The sequence below is a fragment of the Streptomyces sp. NPDC005262 genome (assembly GCF_042872425.1).
Classification (GTDB): domain Bacteria; phylum Actinomycetota; class Actinomycetes; order Streptomycetales; family Streptomycetaceae; genus Streptomyces.
Genome location: NZ_JBIAKK010000017.1, coordinates 55,236 through 78,063, shown reverse-complemented (window position 1 = coordinate 78,063; position 22,828 = coordinate 55,236). Strand labels below are relative to the sequence as shown.

Below are 22,828 nucleotides of genomic sequence, written 5' to 3'. Positions count from 1 at the left end.
AGGAAACGGGATGTCCACCGCCCCGACACTCGGTGGCAGACATCCAAGGACCCACGGCACACGAAGGCGGAAAGCGATGAGGAACTTCGTCCACACCTCCCACCCCTCGCGGGTCATCTTCGGCGCCGGAACGGTCGGTCAGGTCCGCGACGAAGTCGAGCGGCTCGGACGTTCCCGAGTTCTGCTCCTGGCCGGCCCGGCGGTGGCCGAGGCCGCCGCCCGAGTGCGGGATGTCCTCGGGGAGCTCACCGTGGCGGAGTTCGACGGTGCCGCGATGCACACCCCGGTGGAGGTGACCGAGCGAGCGCTCGACGTACTCCGGGAGCACTCCGCCGACTGTCTGGTGGCTGTCGGCGGCGGTTCCACGACCGGGCTGGCCAAGGCACTGGCGCTGCGCACCGATCTTCCGCAGCTGATCCTTCCCACCACATACGCGGGCTCCGAGGTCACCCCCGTGCTGGGCGAGACGCAGGGCGGACGCAAGATCACACAGTCGTCGCCGGCGATTCTGCCCGAGACCGTCGTCTACGACGTCGAGTTCACCCGTGACCTGCCGGTGGGCATGTCGGTCACCAGCGGAGTCAACGCGCTGGCCCACGCCGTGGAGGCCTTGTACTCGCCGCAGGCGAACCCGGTGATCGACGGCATGGCGCTCGACGCGATCGGCAGGATCGCCCGCGCGCTGCCGGCTCTCGTCGCCGAGCCCTCCGACACCGCGGCACGCGCCGACCTTCTCCATGCGGCATGGCTGGCCGGTACCTGCCTCGCCTCCGTCGGCATGGGACTCCACCACAAGCTGTGCCACACGCTGGGCGGTTCGTTCGGCCTGCCGCACGCCGAAACACACACGGTGATCCTGCCGCACGCCATGGCGTACAACGCCCCTGCCGCCCGGGACGTCATGAACCGGATCGCCGAAGCGCTGGGCGTGACGGACGCCCCGAGCGGGGTGTTCGACCTGATCGCCTCCGTGGGAGGCCCCACCTCACTGGGCCGGCTGGGCATGGCGCAAGCGGATCTGCCGGAGGCCGCGCGGCTGGCCGTCGCCACGCCGTACCCGAACCCCCGGGAACTGACGTACCAGGGCATCGAAAGCCTGCTGCAGGATGCCTGGCGGGGCCGCCGTCCGGCATCTCCCGCGGTGCAGGCTCCCCCGGCACCCGGGGCGACTACGGACCTGGAACACCTGACCGAGCAGGTGGTGGCGAGCTTCGCCGACGCACCGGATCCGAGGGTCGGGCAGCTGCTCGGTGACCTCGTACGGCACCTGCACCACTTCGTGACGAGCAACGACGTCACCGAATCGGAGTGGCAGCACGCCGTCGACTTCCTGACCCGCACCGGGCAGATCTGCTCGAGCACCCGTCAGGAGTTCGTGCTGCTGTCCGACACGCTCGGCGTCTCCAGCATCGTCGACCTGCTGACCAATTCGCGCACCCCCGAGACCACACCGTCGGCGGTGCTCGGACCGTTCTACACGGACGGCCCGCCGGAGACCGCGCAGGGCGCCGACATCTCGCGGGGTGTCACCGGCACTCCGCTGTGGGCCGACATCCGCATCACCGACACGGAGGACCGCCCCCTGCCGGACGCCGTCGTGGATGTGTGGCAGGCCGACAAGGACGGTTTCTACGACGTCCAGCTGCCCGAGCACGAAGGCCCGGTACTGCGGGGGCGCCTGCGCACGGACGACGAGGGACGACTGCGCTTCTGGACGATCCTGCCGGCCGAGTATCCGATCCCGGACGACGGTCCGGTGGGGCAGATGCTCCAGGCCGTCAACCGTCATCCCTACCGTGCTCCCCACCTCCACTTCATGATCTCCGCACCCGGCCACCGGCGCCTGGTCACCCAGTTGTTCGTGAAGGGCGGCCCCTACCTGGACTCCGACACCGTGTTCGGCGTCAAGGAAGGCCTCGTCATCGACTTCGCGCCCCGCACCGGCCCGACCCCGGACGGCCGCGCCGTCGACGGGGAGTGGCGCAGCCTTCAGTTCACCTTCCGCATCGCCCGCGTCGCCGACGCACCGGCAAGCTGAGAGGAGCAGTCCCATGGAATCCACCCACGCCTACGACACCGACGTCCTTGTGGTCGGCAGCGGCCCCGCCGGCGGCTCCGCGGCCCTGCTTCTGGCCACTTACGGAATCCGCACCATGCTGGTCACCAAGTACGGCTGGCTGGCCAACACCCCCCGCGCGCACATCACCAATCAGCGCACCATGGAGGTGCTGCGCGACCTCGGCGTCGACGCCGAGGCCGCCGCGGCCGGAAGCCCCGCCGAGCTCATGGGCGACACCGTCCTGTGCACCGCCCTGGCCGGCGAGGAGATCGGCCGGATCCGCAGCTGGGGCACCGGCCCGCACGCGGCGACCGAGTACGGCGCCGCCAGCCCCGTGCAGATGATCGACCTTCCGCAGACCTATCTGGAACCGATCCTGGTGAAGAACGCCGCGGAGCGGGGCGCCAAGGTCCGTTTCGACACCGAGTTCCTCAGCCTGGAACAGGACGCCGACGGAGTCACCGCCCGGCTCCGGGACCGGCTGCGCGGAGACGAGTTCACCGTGCGTGCCCGCTATCTGATCGGTGCGGACGGCAGCCGCAGCAGTGTGGCCGAGCAGATCGGCCTGCCGATCGCCGGGCAGAGCGGCAAGGCCGGCAGCATGAACATCACCTTCAAGGCCGATCTCTCCCGGCACGTGGCCCACCGCCCGAGCGTTCTGTACTGGGTGATGCGTCCCGGCGCCCATATGGGCGGCATCGGCATGGGCCTGGTGCGCATGGTGCGGCCGTGGAACGAATGGCTGCTGGTGTGGGGATACGACATCGACCAGCCCCCGCCGGAGATGGACGAGGCGACCGCACGGGACATCGTCCACGACCTCATCGGCGACCGGGACATCCCCGTCGAGATCACGTCGAGCTCGCTGTGGACGGTCAACCACAGCTATGCCACGACCTACTCGTCCGGGCGTGTCTTCTGCGCCGGGGACGCGGTGCACCGGCACCCGCCGTCCAACGGCCTCGGTTCCAACACCTCGATCCAGGACTCGTACAACCTGGCCTGGAAGCTCGCCATGGTCATCCGTGGTCAGGCCGGGCCCGGGCTGCTGGACTCTTACACCGCGGAGCGGGCCCCGGTCGGCAAGCAGATCGTCGACCGCGCCAACCTCAGCCGCGACCAGTTCGGCCCGATCTTCCAGGCGCTCGGACTCGACGAGTACAGCGAGGAGGACGACATCGCGAACGGCCTCGCTGCATGCCGCGGCGAGACGGCCGACGGCACCAAGCGGCGGCAGGCGCTGGAGGAGGCCATCCAGCTGAAGAACTACGAGTTCAACGCCCACGGCGTCGAGATGAACCAGCGTTACGTCTCCTCCGCGGTCGTCCCGGACGGTGACGCCGGCGAGGTGTGGGCACGGGATCCGGAGTTGTTCCACCAGCCCTCGACCCGGCCGGGCGCGAAGGTTCCGCACGCCTGGCTCGTCGACGGCGACGGCGACCGGCTGTCCACGCTGGACATCGTCGGCAAGGGCGCCTTCACCGTGCTGACCGGGCTGTCCGGTGGCGTGTGGGAGGCCGCGGCGGACGATTGCGGGGACACCCTGGGGATTCCGCTGAAGTGCGTGCGCATCGGCTCCGAGAACAGCCGCGACGCCTACGGCGAGTGGCGCCGGGCATCGGGGACGGCCGAGGACGGTTGCGTGCTCGTCCGTCCGGACGGACACATCGCCTGGCGGTCCGCCCGGGCACCACAGGCCGGCTCCTCGGCCTCCGCCGAGCTGCTCGGCGCATTGAGGGCCGTACTCCAGTGCTGACGGCACGGACCAGGCACCACAAAGGATCATTCGAACCGAGGCTGACGCCGGTCCGGCGGTCTGCCGGACCCGAACGGAGTGCAGTGCACATGGACAAGGTGGTCGCCACCGCCGAGGAGGCGCTGGCCGGCGTCATGGACGGAGCATCGTTGGCCGTGGGCGGCTTCGGCCTCAGCGGTGTTCCCAACGTGCTGATCCAGGCGCTGTACGCGACCGGCGCGAGCGGACTCGGCGTGGTGTCGAACAACTGCGGTGTGGACGGCGGCGGCCTCGGCATCCTTCTCGCCGCGGGTCGCATCGCCCGTGTCACCGGCTCATACGTCGGCGACAACAAGGAGTTCGCCCGCCAGTATCTCTCGGGGGAACTGCTGGTCGAGCTGACGCCGCAGGGCACGCTCGCCGAGCGCCTGCGAGCCGGTGGCTGCGGCATCCCCGCGTTCTTCACCCCCGCCGGGGTCGGCACCCAGGTCGCCGACGGCGGCCTGCCCTGGCGTTACGCACCGGACGGCACCGTGGCAGTCGCCTCACCGCCCAAGGAAATACGCGAGTTCGACGGCCGGCGTCACGTGCTCGAGCACGGCATCACCACCGACTTCGCACTCGTCCGCGCCGCCAAGGGCGACCGGCACGGCAATCTCGTCTTCCACCGCTCGGCCCGCAACTTCAACCCGCTCGCCGCCATGGCCGGCCGCGTCACCGTCGCCGAGGTGGAGCAGCTGGTCGAGCCCGGCGAGCTGGACCCGGACGAGGTCCATCTCCCCGGCGTCTTCGTCCAGCGGGTGGTCGGACTGACTCCGGAGCAGGCCGAGGACAAGCAGATCGAACGGCGCACTGTCTCCGCGCCTCCGGTACGAGGGGCGGTGCGGCGCTGATGGCCTGGACCAGGGACGGGATGGCCGCACGCGCGGCGGCCGAGATCCAGGACGGCGACTACGTGAACCTCGGCATCGGTCTGCCCACGCTGGTACCCGAGCACATCGCCGAAGGGGTGCACGTGGTGCTCCAGTCGGAGAACGGCATCCTCGGCGTCGGCCCCTACCCGGCCGACGCGGATGTGGACCCGGACCTCATCAACGCGGGCAAGGAGACGGTCACGGTGCTGCCGGGAGCGAGCTTCTTCGACTCGTCACTGTCCTTCGGGATGATCCGGGGCGGTCACATCGACGCCGCGATCCTGGGGGCCATGCAGGTCTCCGCCGCCGGCGACCTCGCCAACTGGATGATCCCCGGAAAGATGGTGAAGGGCATGGGCGGTGCGATGGACCTCATCCACGGCGCCCGGCGGGTGATCGTCGTGATGGACCACTGCGCCAAGGACGGCAGCCCGAAGGTCGTCGAGACGTGCACCCTGCCTCTGACCGGCAGGGCATGCGTCGACCGCATCATCACCGACCTCGGAGTCCTGGACGTCACCGAGGACGGTCTCGTCCTCGTCGAAACGGCTCCCGGCGTCAGCACGGACGATGTCGTCAGCCGTACCGCCGCGCGGGTACGAGTGTCCGGCACCCTCGGCTGACCGCGGTCGGCCCATCCCCCTGATCGCCCGTCGGCCGAGGCTCCTGGACAGCGCCCCGGACCGGCGGGCCGGCACCACCCACCACCCGATCTCTCTCCACCACAAGGAGTCCCGATGAACGAGTACCTGCGGGACGTCTACGTCGTCGACGCCGTCCGTACCCCGATCGGCCGCTACGGCGGGGCGCTGTCCTCAGTGCGCCCCGACGACCTCGCCGCCGGCGTACTGCGTGGTCTGCTCGACCGTAGCCCTGCCCTGGACCCGGGCCTCATCGGCGACGTGCTTTTCGGAAACTCCAACGGCGCCGGGGAGGAGAACCGCGATGTCGCCCGCATGGCGGTACTGCTGGCCGGCCTGCCCGTCACGGTCCCCGGAGCCACCGTCAACCGGCTGTGCGGTTCGGGGATGGAGGCAGTCATCCAGGCCGCCCGTGCAGTGGCGCTCGGCGATGCCTCCATCGCGGTGGCAGGCGGCGTGGAGTCCATGAGCCGCGCACCATGGGTACTGCCCAAACCGGAACGGGGCTTCCCGGCGGGCAACCAGCAGCTGTACTCCACCACCCTGGGCTGGAGGATGATCAACCCGCGTATGCCCGAGGAGTGGACCATCCCGCTCGGCGAGAGCGCCGAGCTGATCGCCGAGAAGTACGGAATCACCCGCGAGGCCCAGGATGCCTTCGCACTCGCCAGTCACCGGCGGGCCTCGCAGGCGTGGAGGGACGGCGCCTACGACGCCGAGGTGGTTCCCGTCGACGGTGTCGACCTGTCCCGCGACGAGGGAATCCGGGACGACACGTCGCTCGATGCGCTGGCCCGCCTCAAGCCCGTCTTCCGTGAGGGCGGTACGGTCACGGCCGGCAACGCCTCGCCCCTCAACGACGGCGCTGCAGCCCTGCTGCTGGCCGACGAGGCCGGGCTGGCCGAGATCGGTCGTGAGCCGCTGGCCAGGATCCGGGCGAGCGCCGTGACCGGCATCGAGCCGCAGTACTTCGGTCTGGGCCCGGTCGATGCCATCCGCAAGGCCCTGACGAAGGCCGGGCGCGACTTCGGCGACCTGCACACCGTCGAGCTCAACGAGGCCTACGCCGCCCAGGCGTTGGGCTGCCTCGCGGCCCTGCCCGACCTCGACTCCGACGTCCTCAACACGAGGGGCGGAGCCATCGCCCTCGGACATCCCCTCGGAGCCTCCGGCGCCCGCATCACCGGAGCCGTCGCCCACCAGCTCGCCGAAGCGGGCTCGGGCACGGGTCTGGCCGCGCTGTGCATCGGTGTCGGGCAGGGTCTGGCCCTGATCCTGGAGCGCTGACTCGAGCCGTGCTGCCGGCGACCCGCGGCATCGCGGTGGCCGCGTCGTAGGCGCGGTGGGACATCCAGGTGAGGGCCGCGGTCACGGAGTCGTCACCCCCCCGGATGGCCGTACCTCATGGATCGATTCACATGAGATGGTTTCGGCCGCGTGTGCCACCGCGCCACCATCGAGGGACGTGTGGGCGTCGCTCCGCCCTCTCGACTCCGTGGCGTCTCGCGGTGCCGTCACCACCCCGCGGCGCTCTCCCCATTGGCTTTCATGCGCCCCCGGCGCGGCTCCCTCCCGGGCCGGCACACGCCACTCATATGCAGTGGGGCAGGACCACACACAGCTCATCCCCGCCCCGCTGGTCGGAACCGTGGGCAGGAATGAAACGGGCAGTTCGAGTGGCAGTCCGACGGTGGTCGGCTGAGACTGAGGCAACGGTTCAGGAAAACGGACAAAGAATCCCGGCCTCATGACTTCCGGACCACTCGATCCGGCCATCGAAAGCGCGCGTACAAGGCGCCGACCGTCGTGGCCGACGACTCCCGGAAGTTCCTCAAGGAGCTCGCATGGAGGAGAAATCCCTCGAAGTCCTGACGCCCGGGCCGAATGAATCTGCGATCGACGAGTGCAGGTACACCGACCCGGAGACCGGCATCGAGAGAGATCTCGCCGAGGTGCTCGCTGACGTCATGTGCGTCGAACGGGTGTCGGTCGACAGTCACTTCTTCGATGACCTCGGCGCCAACTCGTTGGTGATGGCCCACTTCTGCGCACGGGTCAGAAAGCGGACGGACCTCCCGTCGGCGTCGATGAAGGACATCTACCGGAACCCGACGATCCGAAGCCTGGCGACCGGGCTCGCGGAGGCCGCGCCCCCTGTCGAGTCGTCGGTCCCGGCGTCGAACGAGGTGGTGGCCCCGGCCGGCACGGTGCGGTACGCCCTCTGCGGAACGCTGCAGTTCCTGCTTTTCCTGGGGTATTCATTCCTCGCCGGACTTGTTGCCGACCTGGGCTACGCATGGGTCTCCGCCGGCTCGGATGTGATCGACATCTACCTGCGATCGTTCGTCTTCGGCGGCGCCGGCTTCGTCGGTCTGTGCACCTTCCCGATCGCGGCCAAATGGCTTCTCGTCGGCCGGTGGAAATCGCGCCAGTTCCCGGTCTGGGGACTGACGTATCTGCGTTTCTGGACCGTCAAGGTACTGATCCACGCCAACCCGATGATTTTCTTCGTCGGCAATCCCCTGTACGTGCTGTACCTGCGGGCCCTGGGCGCACGGATCGGCAAAGGGGTCACGATCCTCTCCCGCAACGTTCCGGTCTGCCCCGACCTGCTCACGATCGGCGCCGGCACAGTGATCCGCAAGGACTCGTACTTCCTCTGCTACCGGGCGCACGCCGGCCGTATCCAGACCGGCCGCGTCACCCTGGGCCGGGACGTGTTCATCGGTGAGAAGACCGTCCTCGACATCGACACATCGATGGGCGACGGGGCGCAGCTCGGCCACACGTCCACGCTGTACAGCGGCCAGGCGGTCCCGGGCGGTCAGCGCTGGCACGGATCCCCGGCACAGCTCACGCAGCACGACTACCTCAGGATCGGGCCGGCCAGGTGCAGCACGCTGCGCCGGGCGGGCTTCGGCCTTGTCACCGTGCTTCAGCTGTTCTTCCTCTACGTGCCGCTGGCAGTCGGGGGCGCCTACATGCTGGTGACTCTGGTTCCGGCCCTGCACAACCGGCTGGACCCGGGCACGATGGGTCTCACATCTCCGGATCTCTACATCGACGCGCTCATCCTTTCCCTGGTGCTGTTCTTCGGCTTCGTCGTCGTGGGTCTGGCCTTGTTGTTCACCGTTCCGCGCCTGCTGAACCTGGTCGTCGAGCCGGACAAGGTCTATCCGCTGTACGGGTTCCACTACTCGGCGCACCGGGCGATCGGGCGCATGACCAACATCAAGTTCTTCAAATGGCTGTTCGGTGACAGCTCCTACATCGTCCATTATTTGCGCGGCCTAGGGTACGACTTGTCCCGGGTCGAGCAGACCGGTTCGAACTTCGGCACGGAAGTGCAGCACGAGACCCCGTATCTGTGTTCCGTCGGCAGCGGGACGATGGTCGCCGACGGGCTCTCCATCGTGAACGCCGACTTCTCGAGCACGTCCTTCCGGGTGTCCCGGGCCTCGATCGGGCCGTACAACTTTCTCGGGAACAACATCGCCTATCCGTCAGGGGCCAGGACGGGTGAGAACTGTCTCCTTGCGACGAAGGTGATGGTTCCGCTCGACGGCGAGGTGCGCGAGGGGGTGGGCCTGCTCGGCTCGCCGTGCTTCGAGATTCCCCGGTCGGTCGAGCGCGACTCCCGGTTCGACCGTCTTCGGACCGGCGACGAGTTGCGGCGCAGCCTCGCCGCGAAGAACCGCTACAACATTCGCTCGATGGTGTTCTTCCTGCTCGTGCGGTGGCTGCACTTCTTCGTGCTCACGATGCTCGGCCTCGCGAACGCCGAACTGTACGACTCCTACGGGCATGTACTGATCGCCGTGTTCCTGGTGTCCAGTCTCGGGTTCACCGCTGTCTACTTCGTACTGGTGGAACGCGGTATCGCGGCATTCCGCGCCCTGCGACCGCAGTTGTGTTCCATCTACGACCCGTACTTCTGGTGGCACGAGCGCCTGTGGAAGGTGCCCGACACGTACCTCAACATCTTCAACGGCACCCCTTTCAAGAACGTGATCTGGCGGATGCTGGGTGTTCGGATCGGCAGCAGGGTCTTCGATGACGGCTGCTACTTGACCGAGCGGACGCTCACCACCATCGGGAGCGACTGCACACTCAATGCCGGAAGCAAGATCCAGTGTCACTCGCAGGAGGACGGCACCTTCAAGTCCGACCGCAGCACCATCGCCGCCGGCTGCACCCTCGGTGTGGGAGCCCACGTCCACTACGGCGTGACGATGGGCGACGGCGCGGTACTCGCCCCCGACTCCTTCCTCATGAAAGGCGAGGAGGTCCCACAGCACGCACGCTGGGGAGGAAACCCCGCCACGGAGATGCGCGATGCCCTTCATCAGCCCGAGGCACTGACGCGGAAGGGATAGCAGCGCCGCCCTTGTCGGCGCGAACGGCTCGGTGGCGACGGTGAATGGAGAGGGACGACCAGATGGGAATGCAAGTGCAGGCCGACCGGGAGTTCTGGCGCACCGTGCTCCTCGCCGGTGGATACACCGAAATGCCGCGGTGGACACTCGATCCGGTGACGGGCGTCGGCGAACACGAAAAGACGGTCCCGGACGAGGTCGTGTCAGCGTTGCGCCGGCTGGCCGAGGAACTGGCGGTGCCGCTCGACTCCGTGCTGCTGGCCGCGCACGCCAAGGTGCTTGCCGCGCTGTCCGGGGAGCGCGAGGTCGCGACCGGTTACGTCACCGTGGCGGCCGGCCGGCCACTGCCCTGCCGTCTGACGACCGACCCAGGCTCGTGGCGGACGCTGCTGCTGGACACCCATCGGGCCGCGTCGGATCTCTTGTCGCACAAGGACTTTCCGGTCGATGAGCTCAGGCGCGAACTGGGCCTGGCCGAACCGCCCGTCGAGACCGTGTTCGATCCGCACGGCTCGGACGGCGAAATCGCCGGCAACACCGTGCTGCGGGTGGGGTTTGCACGACGCGCCGGCAACTTCGTGCTGCGCCTGCGGTACCGGAAAGACGCGCTCGACGCGGACTGCGCCGTCAGGATCGCCGGTTACCACCTCACCGCGCTCACGCTCATCGCCGCCGATCCGGACGCCGAGCACGCGCGGCAGAGCCTGCTCTCCGCCGAGGAACTCCACTTCCAGCTCGAAGAACTCGCCGGTCCACGCCGGGAGCTGCCGGACCACCGGTTCCACGAGCTGTTCGAGCAGCGGGTGGCGGCTCACCCGGATGCCGTCGCGGCGGTGCACGGGGAGCAGCAGCTGACGTATCGGGAACTCAACGCGCGCGCCAACCAAGTGGGACGAGCCCTGCTGGCGCGGGGGCTGCGCCCCGAGGGTGTCGTCGCGGTGGTGACCGAGCGCAACCTGGACTGGATGGCCGCGGTCCTCGCTGTCTTCAAGGCCGGCGGCGTGTACCTGCCCATCGAGCCGCACTTCCCGGCCGATCGCGTCGCGACCATGCTCTCCCGTGCCGCATGCGGACTCGTGCTGACCGAACCCGGCAGCACCTCCACGCTCGACCAGGCTCTCGGCTCCCTGTCCGGAATCCAGAAGCTCTTCGTCGGCGCAGCCTACGAGGAGGACCATGCCGACGACGATCTGGGCCTCCGCGTCGCACCGGGCCAGCTCGCGTACATCTATTTCACCTCCGGCTCAACGGGTGAGCCCAAGGGCGCGATGTGCGAACACGCAGGCATGCTGAACCACCTCTACGCCAAGATCGACGACCTGGAGATCGGCGAGGGACAGGTGGTCGCCCAGACCGCACCCCAGTGTTTCGACATCTCGCTGTGGCAACTGGTGTCCGGGCTGCTGGTCGGGGGGCGGACCCTGCTGGTGGAGCAGGAGGTGATCCTGGACGTCCAGCGGTTCGTCGACAGGATCGTTGACGGCGGGGTCGCCGTCCTCCAGGTCGTACCCTCCTACCTGGACGTCGTCGTCTCCTGTCTGGAGCAGCACCCCCGCGAGCTGCCGGACCTGCGGTGCGTGTCGGTCACCGGCGAGGCGCTGAAGAGGGAACTCGCCCAGCGCTGGTTCGCCGCCCAGCCCGGGATCAAGCTGGTCAACGCCTACGGTCTGACCGAGACCTCGGACGACACCAACCACGAGGTCATGGACCGCGTGCCCGACGGGGACCGGATCCTGCTGGGTCCCGCGGTCAACAACGTGCACGTGTACGTCGTCGACGAGCATCTGAACCCGGTGCCGCTCGGCGCCCCCGGTCTGATCGTCTTCTCCGGCGTCTGCGTCGGCCGCGGATACGTCAACGACCCCGAGCGCACCCGACAGGCCTACCTCGCCGATCCGCACCGTAAGGGTGCCCGGCTGTACCGGGGCGGCGACTACGGCCGCTGGCAGCCCGGGGGCAAGCTGGAATTCCTCGGGCGCCGGGACAACCAGGTGAAGATTCGTGGCTTCCGGATCGAGATCGGCGAGATCGAGAACACGCTGTTGCGGGTGCCCGGTGTTCGCGATGGTGCGGTGGTGGTCACCGAGCGGGCCGACCGGAGCAAGCACCTGGTGGCGTTCTACTCCGGTCGGCGGCAACTCGAGGCCCGGGTCCTGCTGGACCGCCTCGGTGATTCGCTGCCCGAGTACATGGTGCCGTCGGCCTTCCACTGGCGGGAAAGTCTGCCGCTGACGGCCAACAGCAAGATCGACAGGAAGATTCTGCGGGCACTCGCCGGAGAACTCGGCGCCGTCCAGGACGAGTACCGCTCGCCCGACACGCCGACCGAACAGCAACTGGCGGCCGCATGGGCGAAGGTGCTCGGCATCCCGGAGAACCAGATCGGGCGGCGGGACCACTTCTTCGACCGGGGCGGCACGTCGCTGTCGGCGGTGAAGCTGGCGATCACCCTGGACCGTGCGGTGTCTCTCAAGGACATCACCCGGTACCCGGTCCTTGCCGATCTCGCCGGGCTGGTCGACGGCAGGTCCGAGCGGCGCTCCGGGCTGCTCCAGTCACTGTCGGAATCGAACGGTACGCAGCCCGCTGCCCTGGTGTGCTTCCCCTACGCCGGCGGCAATGCGGTGAACTTCCAGCCGATGGCCAGGGCACTGCGGGCCGGTGGCCCGGCGGTCCACGCCGTCGAGCTGCCCGGTCACGACATGGCTGCCGGGAACGAACCGTTCGCGCCGATGGCACAGGTGGTCGAACAGGTCGTCGGCGAGATCATCCGGCGTGGCCTGACCAAGGTCCTGCTGTGGGGCCATTCCTCGGGCACCGCGTTGGCCGTGGAGACGGCCAGAAAGCTGCAGGAGCGCGGGGTGGACGTCCAGCGGGTGTTCCTCGGCGCGCAGCTGCTCGGCAGCGCCGCCGACCGGCGCGCCACCGTCACGGAACTGGCCGGGCGAAGCGACGCCGAGATCGCCGCGTCGCTGAGCGCGGACGGCGGATACGCCGAGCTCGGTGAGCTGGATGCGCGGCACGCCGAGCACATCGGTGCCGCCTACCGGCACGACTGCGTGTCCGCACACCAGTATTTCGCCGACGCACTGGACAGTCCACCGGCGCCCAAGCTGTCCGCGCCGGTCACCGTGGTCATTGCCGCCGACGACCCGAGCGCAGCGGAGTACCCCCACCGGTACCGCGACTGGCAGCTCCTGGCCGAGCAGGTCGACCTGCACGAACTCGCCGACGGAGGCCACTACTTCCTGCGCACCCGTCCGGCCGAGGCGGCAGAAGCCGTGCTGCGCGCCGCAGATCTGTTCGCTTCTTCCTGAGTGGCAACTGAAAGGACATCGACATGTCGTTCCTGTCCACGGCGTCGCTGGTCGACGTGGAACGTGAACCCGGCAAACCCCCGCTGCTGCGGGCCGAAGCCGCCGGCGACGCGCTGAGCTGGGTGGCCGAGCACCGGGACGCGCTGCGCGCTGTCGTCGCCGAGCACGGTTCGGTCCTGGTCCGCGGCCTCGGGCTGCGCGACGCGGCCGGAACCGGCGCCGTCTTCTCGACGCTGGCCTCGGGTCTGATGACCGAGAAGGAGGTCTTCGCGCCCCGACGGACCTACTCCGACGGCGTGTACTCCTCATCGAAGTGGCCGCCGAACCAGCCGATGTGCATGCACCACGAACTGAGCTACACGCTCGAGTTCCCCGGCATGATGATGTTCGCGTGTCTCAACGCGCCCACCGACGGCGGAGCGACCGCGGTGGCCGACTCACAGGCCGTGCTCGACGCGCTGCCCGCCGAGTTGACCGAGCGCTTCGAGCGGGAGGGCTGGCTCCTCACCCGCAGCTACAACGACGAGATCGGGGCGACCGTCGCCGAGGCGTTCGGCACCGATGACCGTGGCGCCGTCGAGAGCTACTGCCGCGCCAACGCCATCACCTTCGAGTGGCAGCCCGACGGCGGACTGCGCACCAGACAGCGCCGCAGCGCCGTGGTGCGTCACCCGGTCACCGGTCGGCGCTGCTGGTTCAACCAGATCGCCTTCCTCAACGAGTGGACGACGGCCCCCGAGGTGCGCGAGTACCTGGTGGACCTCTACGGCGCCGACGGGCTGCCGTTCAATACCCGCTTCGGAAATGGTGACCCGATCGCGGAGGACGTCGTGCAGCTGATCAACAGCGTCTACGAGGCCGGCACCGCACGCGAGCCGTGGCAGGACGGCGACCTGATGCTCGTCGACAACATCCGCACCGCGCACAGCAGGGAGCCCTTCGAGGGACCGCGCGAAGTGCTCGTCGCCATGGCCGACCCGGTACATCTGACCGACTGCTCGCCGACCGTCGAGGTGACTGCAGGATGACCGCCGTCGCTTCCACCGCAACGGAGTCCGCTCCGTCCGCGCCGATCACCGCGCCACCGTTCGCGGTCATCTCCGGTGCCCAGGTCCAGCGCGCGCTGCACGGACGCGAGAAACGAATCGTGGAGTTGGTCGAGGCCACCTACCGGGTGCACGGCGCCGGTGATTCGGTGAACCCGCCGTCGTACTTCCTGCGTTTCCCCGACCGCCCGTCCTCCCGGATCATCGCGCTGCCCGCGTCGATCGGCGGGGAGGCACGGGTGGACGGCCTGAAGTGGATCTCCAGCTTCCCGGAGAACGTGACGGCCGGCATCCCGAGGGCCTCGGCCGTTCTGATCCTCAACGACCCTGACACCGGCTACCCGTTCGCCTGTCTGGAAAGCTCGATCATCAGCGCCACCAGGACGGCGGCGTCGGCCGCGTCGGCTGCCGACTGGCTCAGCCGCGACCGGCCGCGACCGACGCGTGTCGGGTTCTTCGGGGTGGGCCTGATCGCCCGCTACATCCACACCTTCCTGGCCGGCACCGGCTGGGCGTTCGACGAGATCGGCGTGCACGACCTGTCCGCCGACAGTGCGGCAGGCTTCCGGTGCTACCTGGAGCAGTCGGACACCACCGGCCGGATCACCGTGCACGACAGCGCCGAGCAGCTGATCCGCCACAGCGACCTGGTGGTCTTCGCGACCGTCGCCGGCCAGCCGCATGTCAGCGACCTGTCATGGTTCGCACACAATCCACTGGTGCTGCACGTGTCCCTGCGCGACCTCGCGCCGGAGATCCTGCTCGCCTCGACCAATATCGTCGATGACGTCGAGCACTGCCTGAAGGCCGACACGTCGCCGCATCTGGCCGAGCAGCTCACGGGCAACCGGGACTTCCTGCACGGCACGCTGGACGACGTGATGGCCGCGCGCGTGACGGTGCCGACGGACCGGCCGGTGGTGTTCTCGCCCTTCGGCCTCGGGGTGCTCGACCTCGCGGTGGGCAAGGACGTCTACGACGAAGTGGTCCGCAGCGGCGAATTGCACGTCGTCGACGACTTCTTCCACGAACTGAGCCGGTACGGATGAGCCGGCCGAGATCCCAGGAGGCCGGCACAGGGCCAGTCCCGGGAGAGATCCCCGGTCACGTCGCAGCAAGTCAGGACGCACGGAACAGCGGCCGCTGACACAGGGCCCTCCGGCTCGGTCGGACACGGGCTGCCGGCCGCGGCGAGAAGCCCGCCCACGGTCGGATGAACGTTCCGAAACTGCTCTGCGCCAGATGGAGGAGACCACGGTGCCCGTCATATCCGATCCCTACGCATTCAACGAAGAGAAGCTCTATGTCGACCTTCGGTCGGTCTTCGGGCACTCGCTCTACCTGAAGTGCGAGGGCTTCAACTTCGCCGGCTCGATCAAGTTGAAGGCCGCGACCGAGATGGTGGAGACCGCTGAGCAAGATGGAGTCCTGACGCCGAAATCGATCCTGGTCGAGTCCTCGTCCGGAAACCTCGGCGTAGCCCTGAGCATGATCGCGGCGAGCAAGGGATACCGGTTCCTGTGCGTGACGGACGCCCGCGGCAACCTGTCGACCAGGCTGATGATGGAGGCGTTGGGCAGCCAGGTGCACGTGATCGCCGACCAGGAGACCAACGGCGGCTTTCTCGGCGCGCGAATCGAGTACATCCGCGCGCTGTGCGCCTCCGACGACCGGTATGTGTGGCTCAGCCAGTACACCAATCCGAGCAACTGGAAGGCGCACTACCGCACGACGGCGCCGGAGATCGCCCGCCAGTTCCCGCGGCTGGACGTGCTGTTCGTCGGGGCCGGCACCACCGGAACCCTGATGGGCTGCGCACGCTACTTCCGGGAATGGCACCGCCCGGTGCGGATCATCGCGGTGGACAGCGTCGGCAGTGTGTCCTTCGGCGGTTCGCCGGGCCGCCGGATGATTCCGGGACTGGGGATGAGTATGCGACCGCCGCTGCTCGACGAGTCCTATGTGGACGAGGTGATACGTGTCGAGGAGGCGGACACCGTCCGTACCTGTCATCGTCTGGCCAGGCGCGGATTCCTGTTCGGCGGCTCCACCGGCACGGTGGTCAGCGGCGCGACGGACTGGTTGGCCCGCCATGACGCGCGCGAACTCACCGCGGTGGCCATCGGCCCGGACCTGGGCGAGCGCTACCTCGACACCATTTACCACACCAACTGGCTGGAGGACATCTACGGCGAGGACGTGCTCAACTCCCAAGAGGTGGCCGCCGGTTCCTGGGAAGGCTCCGCCGCGCCGGCGGCACGGTGGCGCCGGCGGCTCGACCTGCAGACCGGCGACCGAAACGGCGACCAGCACCATCAGCTCCAGGATCGTAAGACCTGACGTGCGGCCACGGCTCGTCCGCCGACGCAGTCATCCGTCACCACCGCGCTCTGAAGAACGGGAAGTCCGCCATGACCACTGACACACCCATGCAGCTCGGCATGATCGGGCTCGGCCGGATGGGCGCCAATCTCGTGCGCCGACTGATGCGTGACGGCCATCGCTGTGTCGTCTACGACCTCGACCGGGAGGCCGTACAGGAGCTGGAGAAGGAGGGGGCGACCGCGGCTTCCTCCCTCCACGACCTGGTCGACAAGCTGGAGAAGCCCAGAAACGTCTGGCTGATGCTCCCCGCCGGCGTGGTGCATTCGACACTGGACCAGTTGGCCGCCCTGCTCGACCCCGGTGACACCGTCATCGACGGCGGCAACTCGTACTACCGGGACGACATCACCCGAGCGAAGCAGCTCGCTCCGCACGGGATCCACTACGTCGACTGCGGGACCTCGGGCGGCGTCTGGGGCCTGGAGCGGGGCTACTGCCTGATGATCGGCGGCGAGGACGAGGCGGTAGCCCGGCTGGACCCCGTCTTCCGCGCCATCGCCCCTGGCACCGGGGACGCCGAACCCACCCCCGGCAGGACCCGGACCGACGGAACCGCATCCCAGGGCTATCTGCACTGCGGCCCGAGCGGCGCAGGCCACTTCGTGAAGATGGTCCACAACGGGGTCGAATACGGGATGATGGCCGCCATCGCCGAGGGGCTCGGCATCATCAAGCACGCGGACGCGGGCCTGCGTTCGCGCTCCGTCGACGCCGAGACCGCCCCGCTGCGCGAACCCGAGGCCTATCAGTACGAGATCGACGTGGCCGAGGTCGCCGAGGTGTGGCGCCGCGGCTCCGTCGTCGGCTCCTGGCTGGTCGACCTCGTGGCCGACGCGCTGTCCCGCTCGCCCGAACTCGATGATTTCGCCGGCCGGGTCTCCGACTCCGGAGAGGGCCGGTGGACGGTGGTCGCGGCCGTGGAGGAGAGCGTGCCGGCGCCCGTCATCAGCGCCGCGCTCATCGAGCGGTACGAATCGCGCGGGCTGGGCGAGTTCAGGGACAAGGTGCTGTCCGCGATGCGCGGCGAATTCGGCGGTCACGCCGAGAAGGCGCGGTGAACCATGACCAGCGGCCCCGGCTCCGAAAGCAGTGGTCCGGTCCCCGAAGACCACGTCATCGTGCTGTTCGGTGCGACCGGTGACCTCGCCCGGCGCAAGCTCCTGCCAGGACTGTTCCATCTCGCCAAGGCAGGGCTGCTGCCGGCCCGCTACCGGATCGTCGGCTCGGCACCGTCCCAGGCCGCGCTCAGCGACGACGACTTCCGCGAACGGGCCCGGGAGGCGACCGCCGAGTTCGGCAGATCGAAGCCGGAAGGCCCGGAGTGGCAGGAGTTCGAGAAAGCGCTGACATTCGGCGCGGCGGACTCCGACGACCCCGAGCCGCTCCTTTCCGCCGTGCGGAAGGCCGAGCAGGCCGTCGGAGGCCGGCCCCGCCGGCTGTTCCACCTCGCCGTGCCGCCGAATGCCTTCGCCTCCGTGATCGAGATGCTGGGCGCGACCGGCCTCGCCGAGAACGCCCGCGTCATCGTGGAGAAACCCTTCGGCACGGATCTCCCCTCGGCCCAGGCCCTCAACGCGACGATCCACTCCGTGTTCGACGAGTCCCGGATCTTCCGCATCGACCACTTCCTCGGCAAGGAGTCCGTGGACAACATCCTCGCCCTCCGGTTCGCCAACGGTCTCTTCGAGCCCATCTGGAACCGCGACCACCTCAGCCATGTGCAGATCGACGTGCCGGAGAAGATCGGGATCGAGGGCCGGGCACAGTTCTTCGAAGGCACCGGCACCTTCCGGGACATGATCGTCACTCACCTCTTCCAGCTCATGGGATTCTTGGCGATGGAGCCCCCGGCCGTACTCACGGCGAAGTCGCTGCGGGACGAGAAGGGAAAGGTCTTCCAGTCCATGCGGCACCTGGACCCGGCACAGGTCGTCCGTGGCCAGTACGAGGGGTACCGCGACGAGCCGGGTGTCGATCCCCGGTCGGACACCGAGACGTTCATCGCGCTGCGCGTCGAACTCGACAACTGGCGGTGGGCCGGTGTGCCCTTCTTCCTTCGTTCGGGCAAGTCGCTCCGAGAGGGAAGGCACGTCGTGACACTCGGATTCCGGGAACCGGCCCTGCGCATGTTCCCGCTGCCGGCGCAGGGCGGCTCAGAAGAAGCCCGGAACAACGAGCTCGTGATCGATTTCGACGACCCCGGCCGGATCGCCACCCGCTTCCTGGTGAAGGAGCCCGGCCCTGCCATGCGTCTGGAGGGGGCCGGGATGGTCTTCGACTACGGCGACTCCTTCAACTCGATGTACGCGCTCGAAGGATACGAACGCCTCATCCTGGACGCGATGTTGGGAGACCAGTCCCTGTTCACCCGCTCCGACGGGATCGAGCGTCTGTGGGAGGCATCCGCCCCGCTGCTGTCGAACCCGCCACCGGTCGAGCCGTACACCCCGGGCTCCTGGGGCCCCGAGTCGGTCGACCGGCTCATCGCTCCGTACCGCTGGAGTCTGCCCGTCCGCCGCTGACCGGCAACCGGCGCGGACGGACCGCACCCGTTACGGGCCGGCGGCGGCCTCGGCCGGACGACGCAACTCGGACAGGCGACTGCGGGCCTTCATACGGTCGTCGATGCAGTCCCGACACGCCTGTCATGGTGGCCCCGCGCACACCCGACCCGAGAACTATGGTCTCCCACCACATACGCCTCTGACCTGCCCGTTCCTACGGTGTGGCGACACGGAAACGTCCCCGCAACCGTCCGGAAGTGGTACCCATGGCCGCCTCGGCATCCGCTCCACCGACCACCCGCTCGCTCAAGCGCATCGTCGCCGCAAGCCTCATCGGGACCACCATCGAGTGGTACGACTTCTTTCTCTACGGGTCAGCAGCCGCTCTCGTCTTCCCCAAGCTGTTCTTCCCCGAGTCCGACCCGCTCGTCGGAACGCTCCTCTCCTTCCTCACCTACGCGGTCGGCTTCGCGGCCAGGCCGCTCGGTGCCCTGGTGTTCGGACACTACGGTGACCGGCTCGGCCGCAAGAAGCTGCTGGTGCTGAGTCTGCTGCTGATGGGTGGGGCGACCTTCGCCATCGGGCTGCTGCCGACGCATGCCACCGTCGGTGTCGCCGCTCCGGTACTGCTCACGGTCCTGCGACTGGTGCAGGGCTTCGCCCTCGGTGGTGAGTGGGGCGGGGCCGTGCTCCTCGTGTCGGAGCACGGGGACGCGAAGCGGCGTGGGTTCTGGGCCTCCTGGCCGCAGACCGGGGCGCCGGCCGGGCAGCTGCTCGCGACCGGGGTGCTCTCCGCGCTCACCGCGCTGCTGTCGGATTCCGCCTTCGGGTCCTGGGGCTGGCGCATCCCGTTCCTGCTCTCCGGTGTGCTCGTGATCGTCGGCTTGTGGATTCGTCTCTCTGTCGATGAATCACCGGTGTTCAAGGCCGCGCTGGCGCAGGCCGAGGCGCGCAAGGGGGCCGCCGCGGCGGCCGAGAAGATGCCGCTCGTCGCCGTGCTGCGGCACCACTGGCGGGATGTGCTCATCGCCATGGGGGCCCGGATGGCGGAGAACATCAGCTACTACGTGATCACGGCGTTCATCCTGGTGTACGCGACGACTGCCGCTGAGCTGAGCAAGCAGACGGCACTGAACGCCGTGCTCATCGCCTCCGCCATCCACTTCGCGGTCATCCCGGCGTGGGGCGCGCTGTCGGACCGGTTCGGCCGCAAGCCCATCTACCTGATCGGGGCGGTCGGTGTAGGGCTGTGGATGTTCCCGTTCTTCGCGCTGATCGACAGCCGCAGCTTCGGGAGCCTGCTGCTCGCCGTCACGGTCGGACTCATCTTCCACGGGGCGATGTACGCGCCGCAGGCGGCCTTCTTCTCGGAGATGTTCGCGACCCGCATGCGGTACTCGGGTGCGTCGATCGGTGCTCAGTTCTCGTCGGTCGCAGCCGGTGCCCCGGCGCCGCTCATCGCCACCGCGCTGCTCGAGAACTACCACAGCTCGACAATGATCTCGCTGTATGTGATCGCGGCGGCGCTCATCACCGTGCTGGCGGTCGTCTGTGCGAAGGAGACCCGGCACCGCGACCTCGAGAACATCGAGGCGGCACCGGAGCCGGACGCGTCCGCGGCGGTGGCGGCCGACGCCCGTACCGCATGAGCATCTGACTGTGTGAGTGATGGAATCGCCGGACGGGCTGAGTGGTCGAGCCCGTCCGGCGCCCGCATGAGCGGCTGCTGCTACTGCGTCACTGCTGTCCCGAGGGCTCGAACCAGGTGGGTTCGTCCGTGAGCGACTGCTTGATCCGCAGGAGCCCGAACTCGTTCAACGGCGGCAGGGCGTCGACCGGGAACCAGCCCACCTCCAGCGACTCGTCGTCGTTGACGCGCGCCTCGCCCCCGGTCGCCCGGCAGCGGAAGGTGACGTCCAGGAACTGGCACCGGTCGCCGTTCGCGTACTGCACGGGATCGAGCATCTGCGTGAGCACCACGCGCTCCGCCACGCAGTGCACGCCGGTCTCCTCGTACACCTCGCGGACCGCCGAGACGGCCGGCTGCTCCCCCGGTTCGCAGATGCCACCGACGACCGCCCATCTGCCGGTGTCGGAGCGTCTCCCGAGCAGCACCCGGCCCTCGTCGTCGAAGACCACGGCAGTCACGCCCGGCAGCAGGAGCAGCTGAGTACCGGCAGTGACACGGAGTTCGCGGATGAAGTCAGGAGTCGCCATGGGGACGACCATACGTGGCCCGCCCGGTACGGCTCACCGCCCGCGGCGGACCCGTACCGACCGGACGGCCACCCAACCCAGTCCCGCCACGGCGATCAGTGCGAGCAGCCCTTCGGGGAGCGTGCCCAGCCGGGTCGCGGGGGTCAGGGACGAGCGCAGCGGCACCTTGTCCACCAGCGCGTCCGGGGTGAACATCTTCGTCTGCTGGACGATCGTCCCGTCCGGGCGGATGATCGCGCTGACCCCGCTGGTGACGGGGACCACGACGGACCGGCTGTGCTCGACGGCCCGCACCCGGCTCATGGCCAGCTGCTGGTACGTCATCTCGCTCCGGCCGAAGGTGGCGTTGTTGCTGGGGACGGCGATCAGCTGGCTGCCGTGTTCGACGGTGTCCCGTACGGCATCGTCGAAAGCGGCTTCGTAGCAGGTGACGAGCCCCACCTGGGTGCCTGCCAGATCGAAGACGCCGACCTTCTTCCCCGGTCCGAAGTCGCGCTGCACCCGGTCGACGTCCGAGCTGAAGACGCGTGCGACGGAGCGCATTGGCATGTACTCGCCGAAGGGCTGGATGTGGCGCTTGTCGTACGTGGCGACGGGGCCGCCGTCCGGGTCCCACTGGATGAGGGTGTTGCGCAGTTTGCCGGTGTCGGGCTCGACGACCGCGCCGACGACGGTAGGGGCGTCGATCGCCTTCACGGCGTCGTCGATGACGATCCGCGCGTCCGCGTTGCGGTAGGGGTCGAGGTCGGAGGAGTTCTCCGGCCACAGGACGAAGTCGGGCTGCGGCACCTTGCCCGCCTTCACCTCGCGGGCGAGTTGTTCGGTCCGGCGTGCGTGGTTGTCGAGGACGGCGCGGCGCTGGGAGTTGAAGTCGAGTCCGAGGCGGGGCACATTGCCCTGGATCGCTGCGACGGTCGCGGTGCCGTCCTCCGCCGAGTCGTCGACGAGCGGCAGCGCGGCCAGCGCTCCGGCAAGGGGTACGAGTACCGCCGCGGCCGCGGCGGTGACCGCGGCTCGGGGGACCTGACCGGTGCTGCGGTACGTACGGAAGGAACGCACCGCTTCGAGGAGGCCGAAGCCGCACAGCACCACCGCGAACGAGAGCAACGGTGTGCCACCGACGGCCGCGAGCGGCAGGAACACACTGTCCGCCTGTCCGAACGCGATCTTGCCCCAGGGGAAACCGCCGAAGGGCACCCTGGCCCGGACCGCCTCGTCCAGCGTCCAGACGGCGGCGGCCCAGACCGGCCACCAGGCGAGCCGGGAGACGGCGGCGATCCCGATGCAGCCCACCGCGACGAACAGCGCTTCGGCGACGGCGAGCGCGAGCCATGGGACGGGGCCGACCTCCTCGCCCGTCCAGTGCAGCAGCGGCAGCATGAAGCCGAGGCCGGCGAGCAGGCCGAGGCAGAAACCGGCGCGCAACCGACGGCCGTGCAGGGTCCAGCCGAGCAGTGCGAAGCCGGGCAGAACCAGCCACCACAGAGGCCGGGGCGGGAAGCTCAGGTACAGCATCACCCCCGAGAGCACGGCCGCGGCAGGCCGTACGAGCCCCGGCAGGAGCCGTCTGCCCTCGGCCGGAGGGGTGGACTGCGGGTCGTCGACTGGGGTGATGGTGGCGCTCACCAGGCGGA

The 22,828-nt window shown here is 68.9% G+C and carries 15 protein-coding genes; 13 read left to right on the top strand and 2 right to left on the bottom strand.

What is annotated here, in order from left to right; translation table 11 throughout:
- Positions 1-76: 76 nt before the first annotated feature.
- The 13 genes from ACFYP5_RS31350 to ACFYP5_RS31290 all read left to right on the top strand — a co-directional run bounded on the left by ACFYP5_RS31350 (position 77) and on the right by ACFYP5_RS31290 (position 20,626).
- The gene (locus ACFYP5_RS31350) at positions 77-2,038 is read left to right on the top strand and encodes a maleylacetate reductase and hydroxyquinol 1,2-dioxygenase domain-containing protein (protein WP_389042168.1); all 1,962 of its coding nucleotides are present in this window, start codon (positions 77-79) and stop codon (positions 2,036-2,038) included.
- Positions 2,039-2,051: 13 nt separating this feature from the next.
- The gene (locus ACFYP5_RS31345; protein WP_389042167.1) at positions 2,052-3,815 is read left to right on the top strand and encodes an FAD-dependent oxidoreductase; all 1,764 of its coding nucleotides are present in this window, start codon (positions 2,052-2,054) and stop codon (positions 3,813-3,815) included.
- Positions 3,816-3,904: 89 nt separating this feature from the next.
- Positions 3,905-4,687 carry a CoA transferase subunit A gene (locus tag ACFYP5_RS31340; protein ID WP_389042165.1) on the top strand — a complete coding sequence of 261 codons (783 nt, stop codon included), beginning with the start codon at positions 3,905-3,907 and terminating at the stop codon, positions 4,685-4,687.
- Positions 4,687-5,331 carry a CoA transferase subunit B gene (locus ACFYP5_RS31335; RefSeq protein ID WP_389042163.1) on the top strand — a complete coding sequence of 215 codons (645 nt, stop codon included), beginning with the start codon at positions 4,687-4,689 and terminating at the stop codon, positions 5,329-5,331. The genes ACFYP5_RS31340 and ACFYP5_RS31335 overlap by 1 nt, the downstream gene beginning before the upstream one ends.
- A gap of 114 nt (positions 5,332-5,445) precedes the next feature.
- Positions 5,446-6,636 carry a thiolase family protein gene (locus tag ACFYP5_RS31330; protein WP_389042162.1) on the top strand — a complete coding sequence of 397 codons (1,191 nt, stop codon included), beginning with the start codon at positions 5,446-5,448 and terminating at the stop codon, positions 6,634-6,636.
- 557 nt (positions 6,637-7,193) lie between these two features.
- The gene (locus ACFYP5_RS31325; protein ID WP_389042160.1) at positions 7,194-9,725 is read left to right on the top strand and encodes a Pls/PosA family non-ribosomal peptide synthetase; all 2,532 of its coding nucleotides are present in this window, start codon (positions 7,194-7,196) and stop codon (positions 9,723-9,725) included.
- A 62-nt stretch (positions 9,726-9,787) separates the two neighbouring features.
- Entirely contained in the window at positions 9,788-13,042 is a 3,255-nt protein-coding gene (locus ACFYP5_RS31320) for an amino acid adenylation domain-containing protein (RefSeq protein ID WP_389042158.1), read from the top strand.
- Between the two features lie 23 nt (positions 13,043-13,065).
- Positions 13,066-14,070: a TauD/TfdA family dioxygenase gene (locus ACFYP5_RS31315; protein WP_389042156.1), complete on the top strand. Its 1,005-nt coding sequence runs from the start codon at positions 13,066-13,068 to the stop codon at positions 14,068-14,070.
- Entirely contained in the window at positions 14,067-15,137 is a 1,071-nt protein-coding gene (sbnB, locus tag ACFYP5_RS31310) for a 2,3-diaminopropionate biosynthesis protein SbnB (protein ID WP_389042155.1), read from the top strand. Before ACFYP5_RS31315 ends, sbnB begins: the two co-directional genes overlap by 4 nt.
- 208 nt (positions 15,138-15,345) lie before the next feature.
- Positions 15,346-16,428 (top strand): 2,3-diaminopropionate biosynthesis protein SbnA, encoded by a 1,083-nt coding sequence (gene sbnA / locus ACFYP5_RS31305; protein ID WP_389042153.1) that lies wholly within the window; start codon positions 15,346-15,348, stop codon positions 16,426-16,428.
- A 71-nt stretch (positions 16,429-16,499) separates the two neighbouring features.
- On the top strand, positions 16,500-17,531 hold the full coding sequence (gnd, locus tag ACFYP5_RS31300; RefSeq protein WP_389042151.1) for a phosphogluconate dehydrogenase (NAD(+)-dependent, decarboxylating): 1,032 nt from the start codon (positions 16,500-16,502) through the stop codon (positions 17,529-17,531).
- A 3-nt stretch (positions 17,532-17,534) separates the two neighbouring features.
- Positions 17,535-18,995: a glucose-6-phosphate dehydrogenase gene (gene zwf, locus ACFYP5_RS31295; RefSeq protein WP_389042149.1), complete on the top strand. Its 1,461-nt coding sequence runs from the start codon at positions 17,535-17,537 to the stop codon at positions 18,993-18,995.
- A gap of 248 nt (positions 18,996-19,243) precedes the next feature.
- Positions 19,244-20,626, top strand: a complete 1,383-nt coding sequence (locus ACFYP5_RS31290; protein ID WP_389042147.1) for an MFS transporter — start codon at positions 19,244-19,246, stop codon at positions 20,624-20,626.
- A gap of 88 nt (positions 20,627-20,714) precedes the next feature.
- Here the strand turns inward: ACFYP5_RS31290 and ACFYP5_RS31285 are convergent, their stop codons facing one another.
- Together ACFYP5_RS31285 and lnt are read right to left on the bottom strand one after the other, a co-directional pair.
- Positions 20,715-21,194, bottom strand: coding sequence for an NUDIX domain-containing protein (locus tag ACFYP5_RS31285; protein WP_389042146.1), 480 nt, complete (start codon positions 21,192-21,194; stop codon positions 20,715-20,717).
- 33 nt (positions 21,195-21,227) lie between these two features.
- The gene (lnt, locus tag ACFYP5_RS31280; protein WP_389042144.1) at positions 21,228-22,820 is read right to left on the bottom strand and encodes an apolipoprotein N-acyltransferase; all 1,593 of its coding nucleotides are present in this window, start codon (positions 22,818-22,820) and stop codon (positions 21,228-21,230) included.
- Positions 22,821-22,828 lie beyond the last annotated feature (8 nt).

Coding starts and splice junctions, on each gene's coding strand:
- ACFYP5_RS31350 (WP_389042168.1), top strand. CDS start 77: ATGAGGAACTTCGTCCACACCTCCCACCCCTCGCGGGTCATCTTCGGC.
- ACFYP5_RS31345 (WP_389042167.1), top strand. CDS start 2,052: ATGGAATCCACCCACGCCTACGACACCGACGTCCTTGTGGTCGGCAGC.
- ACFYP5_RS31340 (WP_389042165.1), top strand. CDS start 3,905: ATGGACAAGGTGGTCGCCACCGCCGAGGAGGCGCTGGCCGGCGTCATG.
- ACFYP5_RS31335 (WP_389042163.1), top strand. CDS start 4,687: ATGGCCTGGACCAGGGACGGGATGGCCGCACGCGCGGCGGCCGAGATC.
- ACFYP5_RS31330 (WP_389042162.1), top strand. CDS start 5,446: ATGAACGAGTACCTGCGGGACGTCTACGTCGTCGACGCCGTCCGTACC.
- ACFYP5_RS31325 (WP_389042160.1), top strand. CDS start 7,194: ATGGAGGAGAAATCCCTCGAAGTCCTGACGCCCGGGCCGAATGAATCT.
- ACFYP5_RS31320 (WP_389042158.1), top strand. CDS start 9,788: ATGGGAATGCAAGTGCAGGCCGACCGGGAGTTCTGGCGCACCGTGCTC.
- ACFYP5_RS31315 (WP_389042156.1), top strand. CDS start 13,066: ATGTCGTTCCTGTCCACGGCGTCGCTGGTCGACGTGGAACGTGAACCC.
- sbnB (WP_389042155.1), top strand. CDS start 14,067: ATGACCGCCGTCGCTTCCACCGCAACGGAGTCCGCTCCGTCCGCGCCG.
- gnd (WP_389042151.1), top strand. CDS start 16,500: ATGACCACTGACACACCCATGCAGCTCGGCATGATCGGGCTCGGCCGG.
- zwf (WP_389042149.1), top strand. CDS start 17,535: ATGACCAGCGGCCCCGGCTCCGAAAGCAGTGGTCCGGTCCCCGAAGAC.
- ACFYP5_RS31290 (WP_389042147.1), top strand. CDS start 19,244: ATGGCCGCCTCGGCATCCGCTCCACCGACCACCCGCTCGCTCAAGCGC.
- ACFYP5_RS31285 (WP_389042146.1), bottom strand. CDS start 21,194: ATGGCGACTCCTGACTTCATCCGCGAACTCCGTGTCACTGCCGGTACT.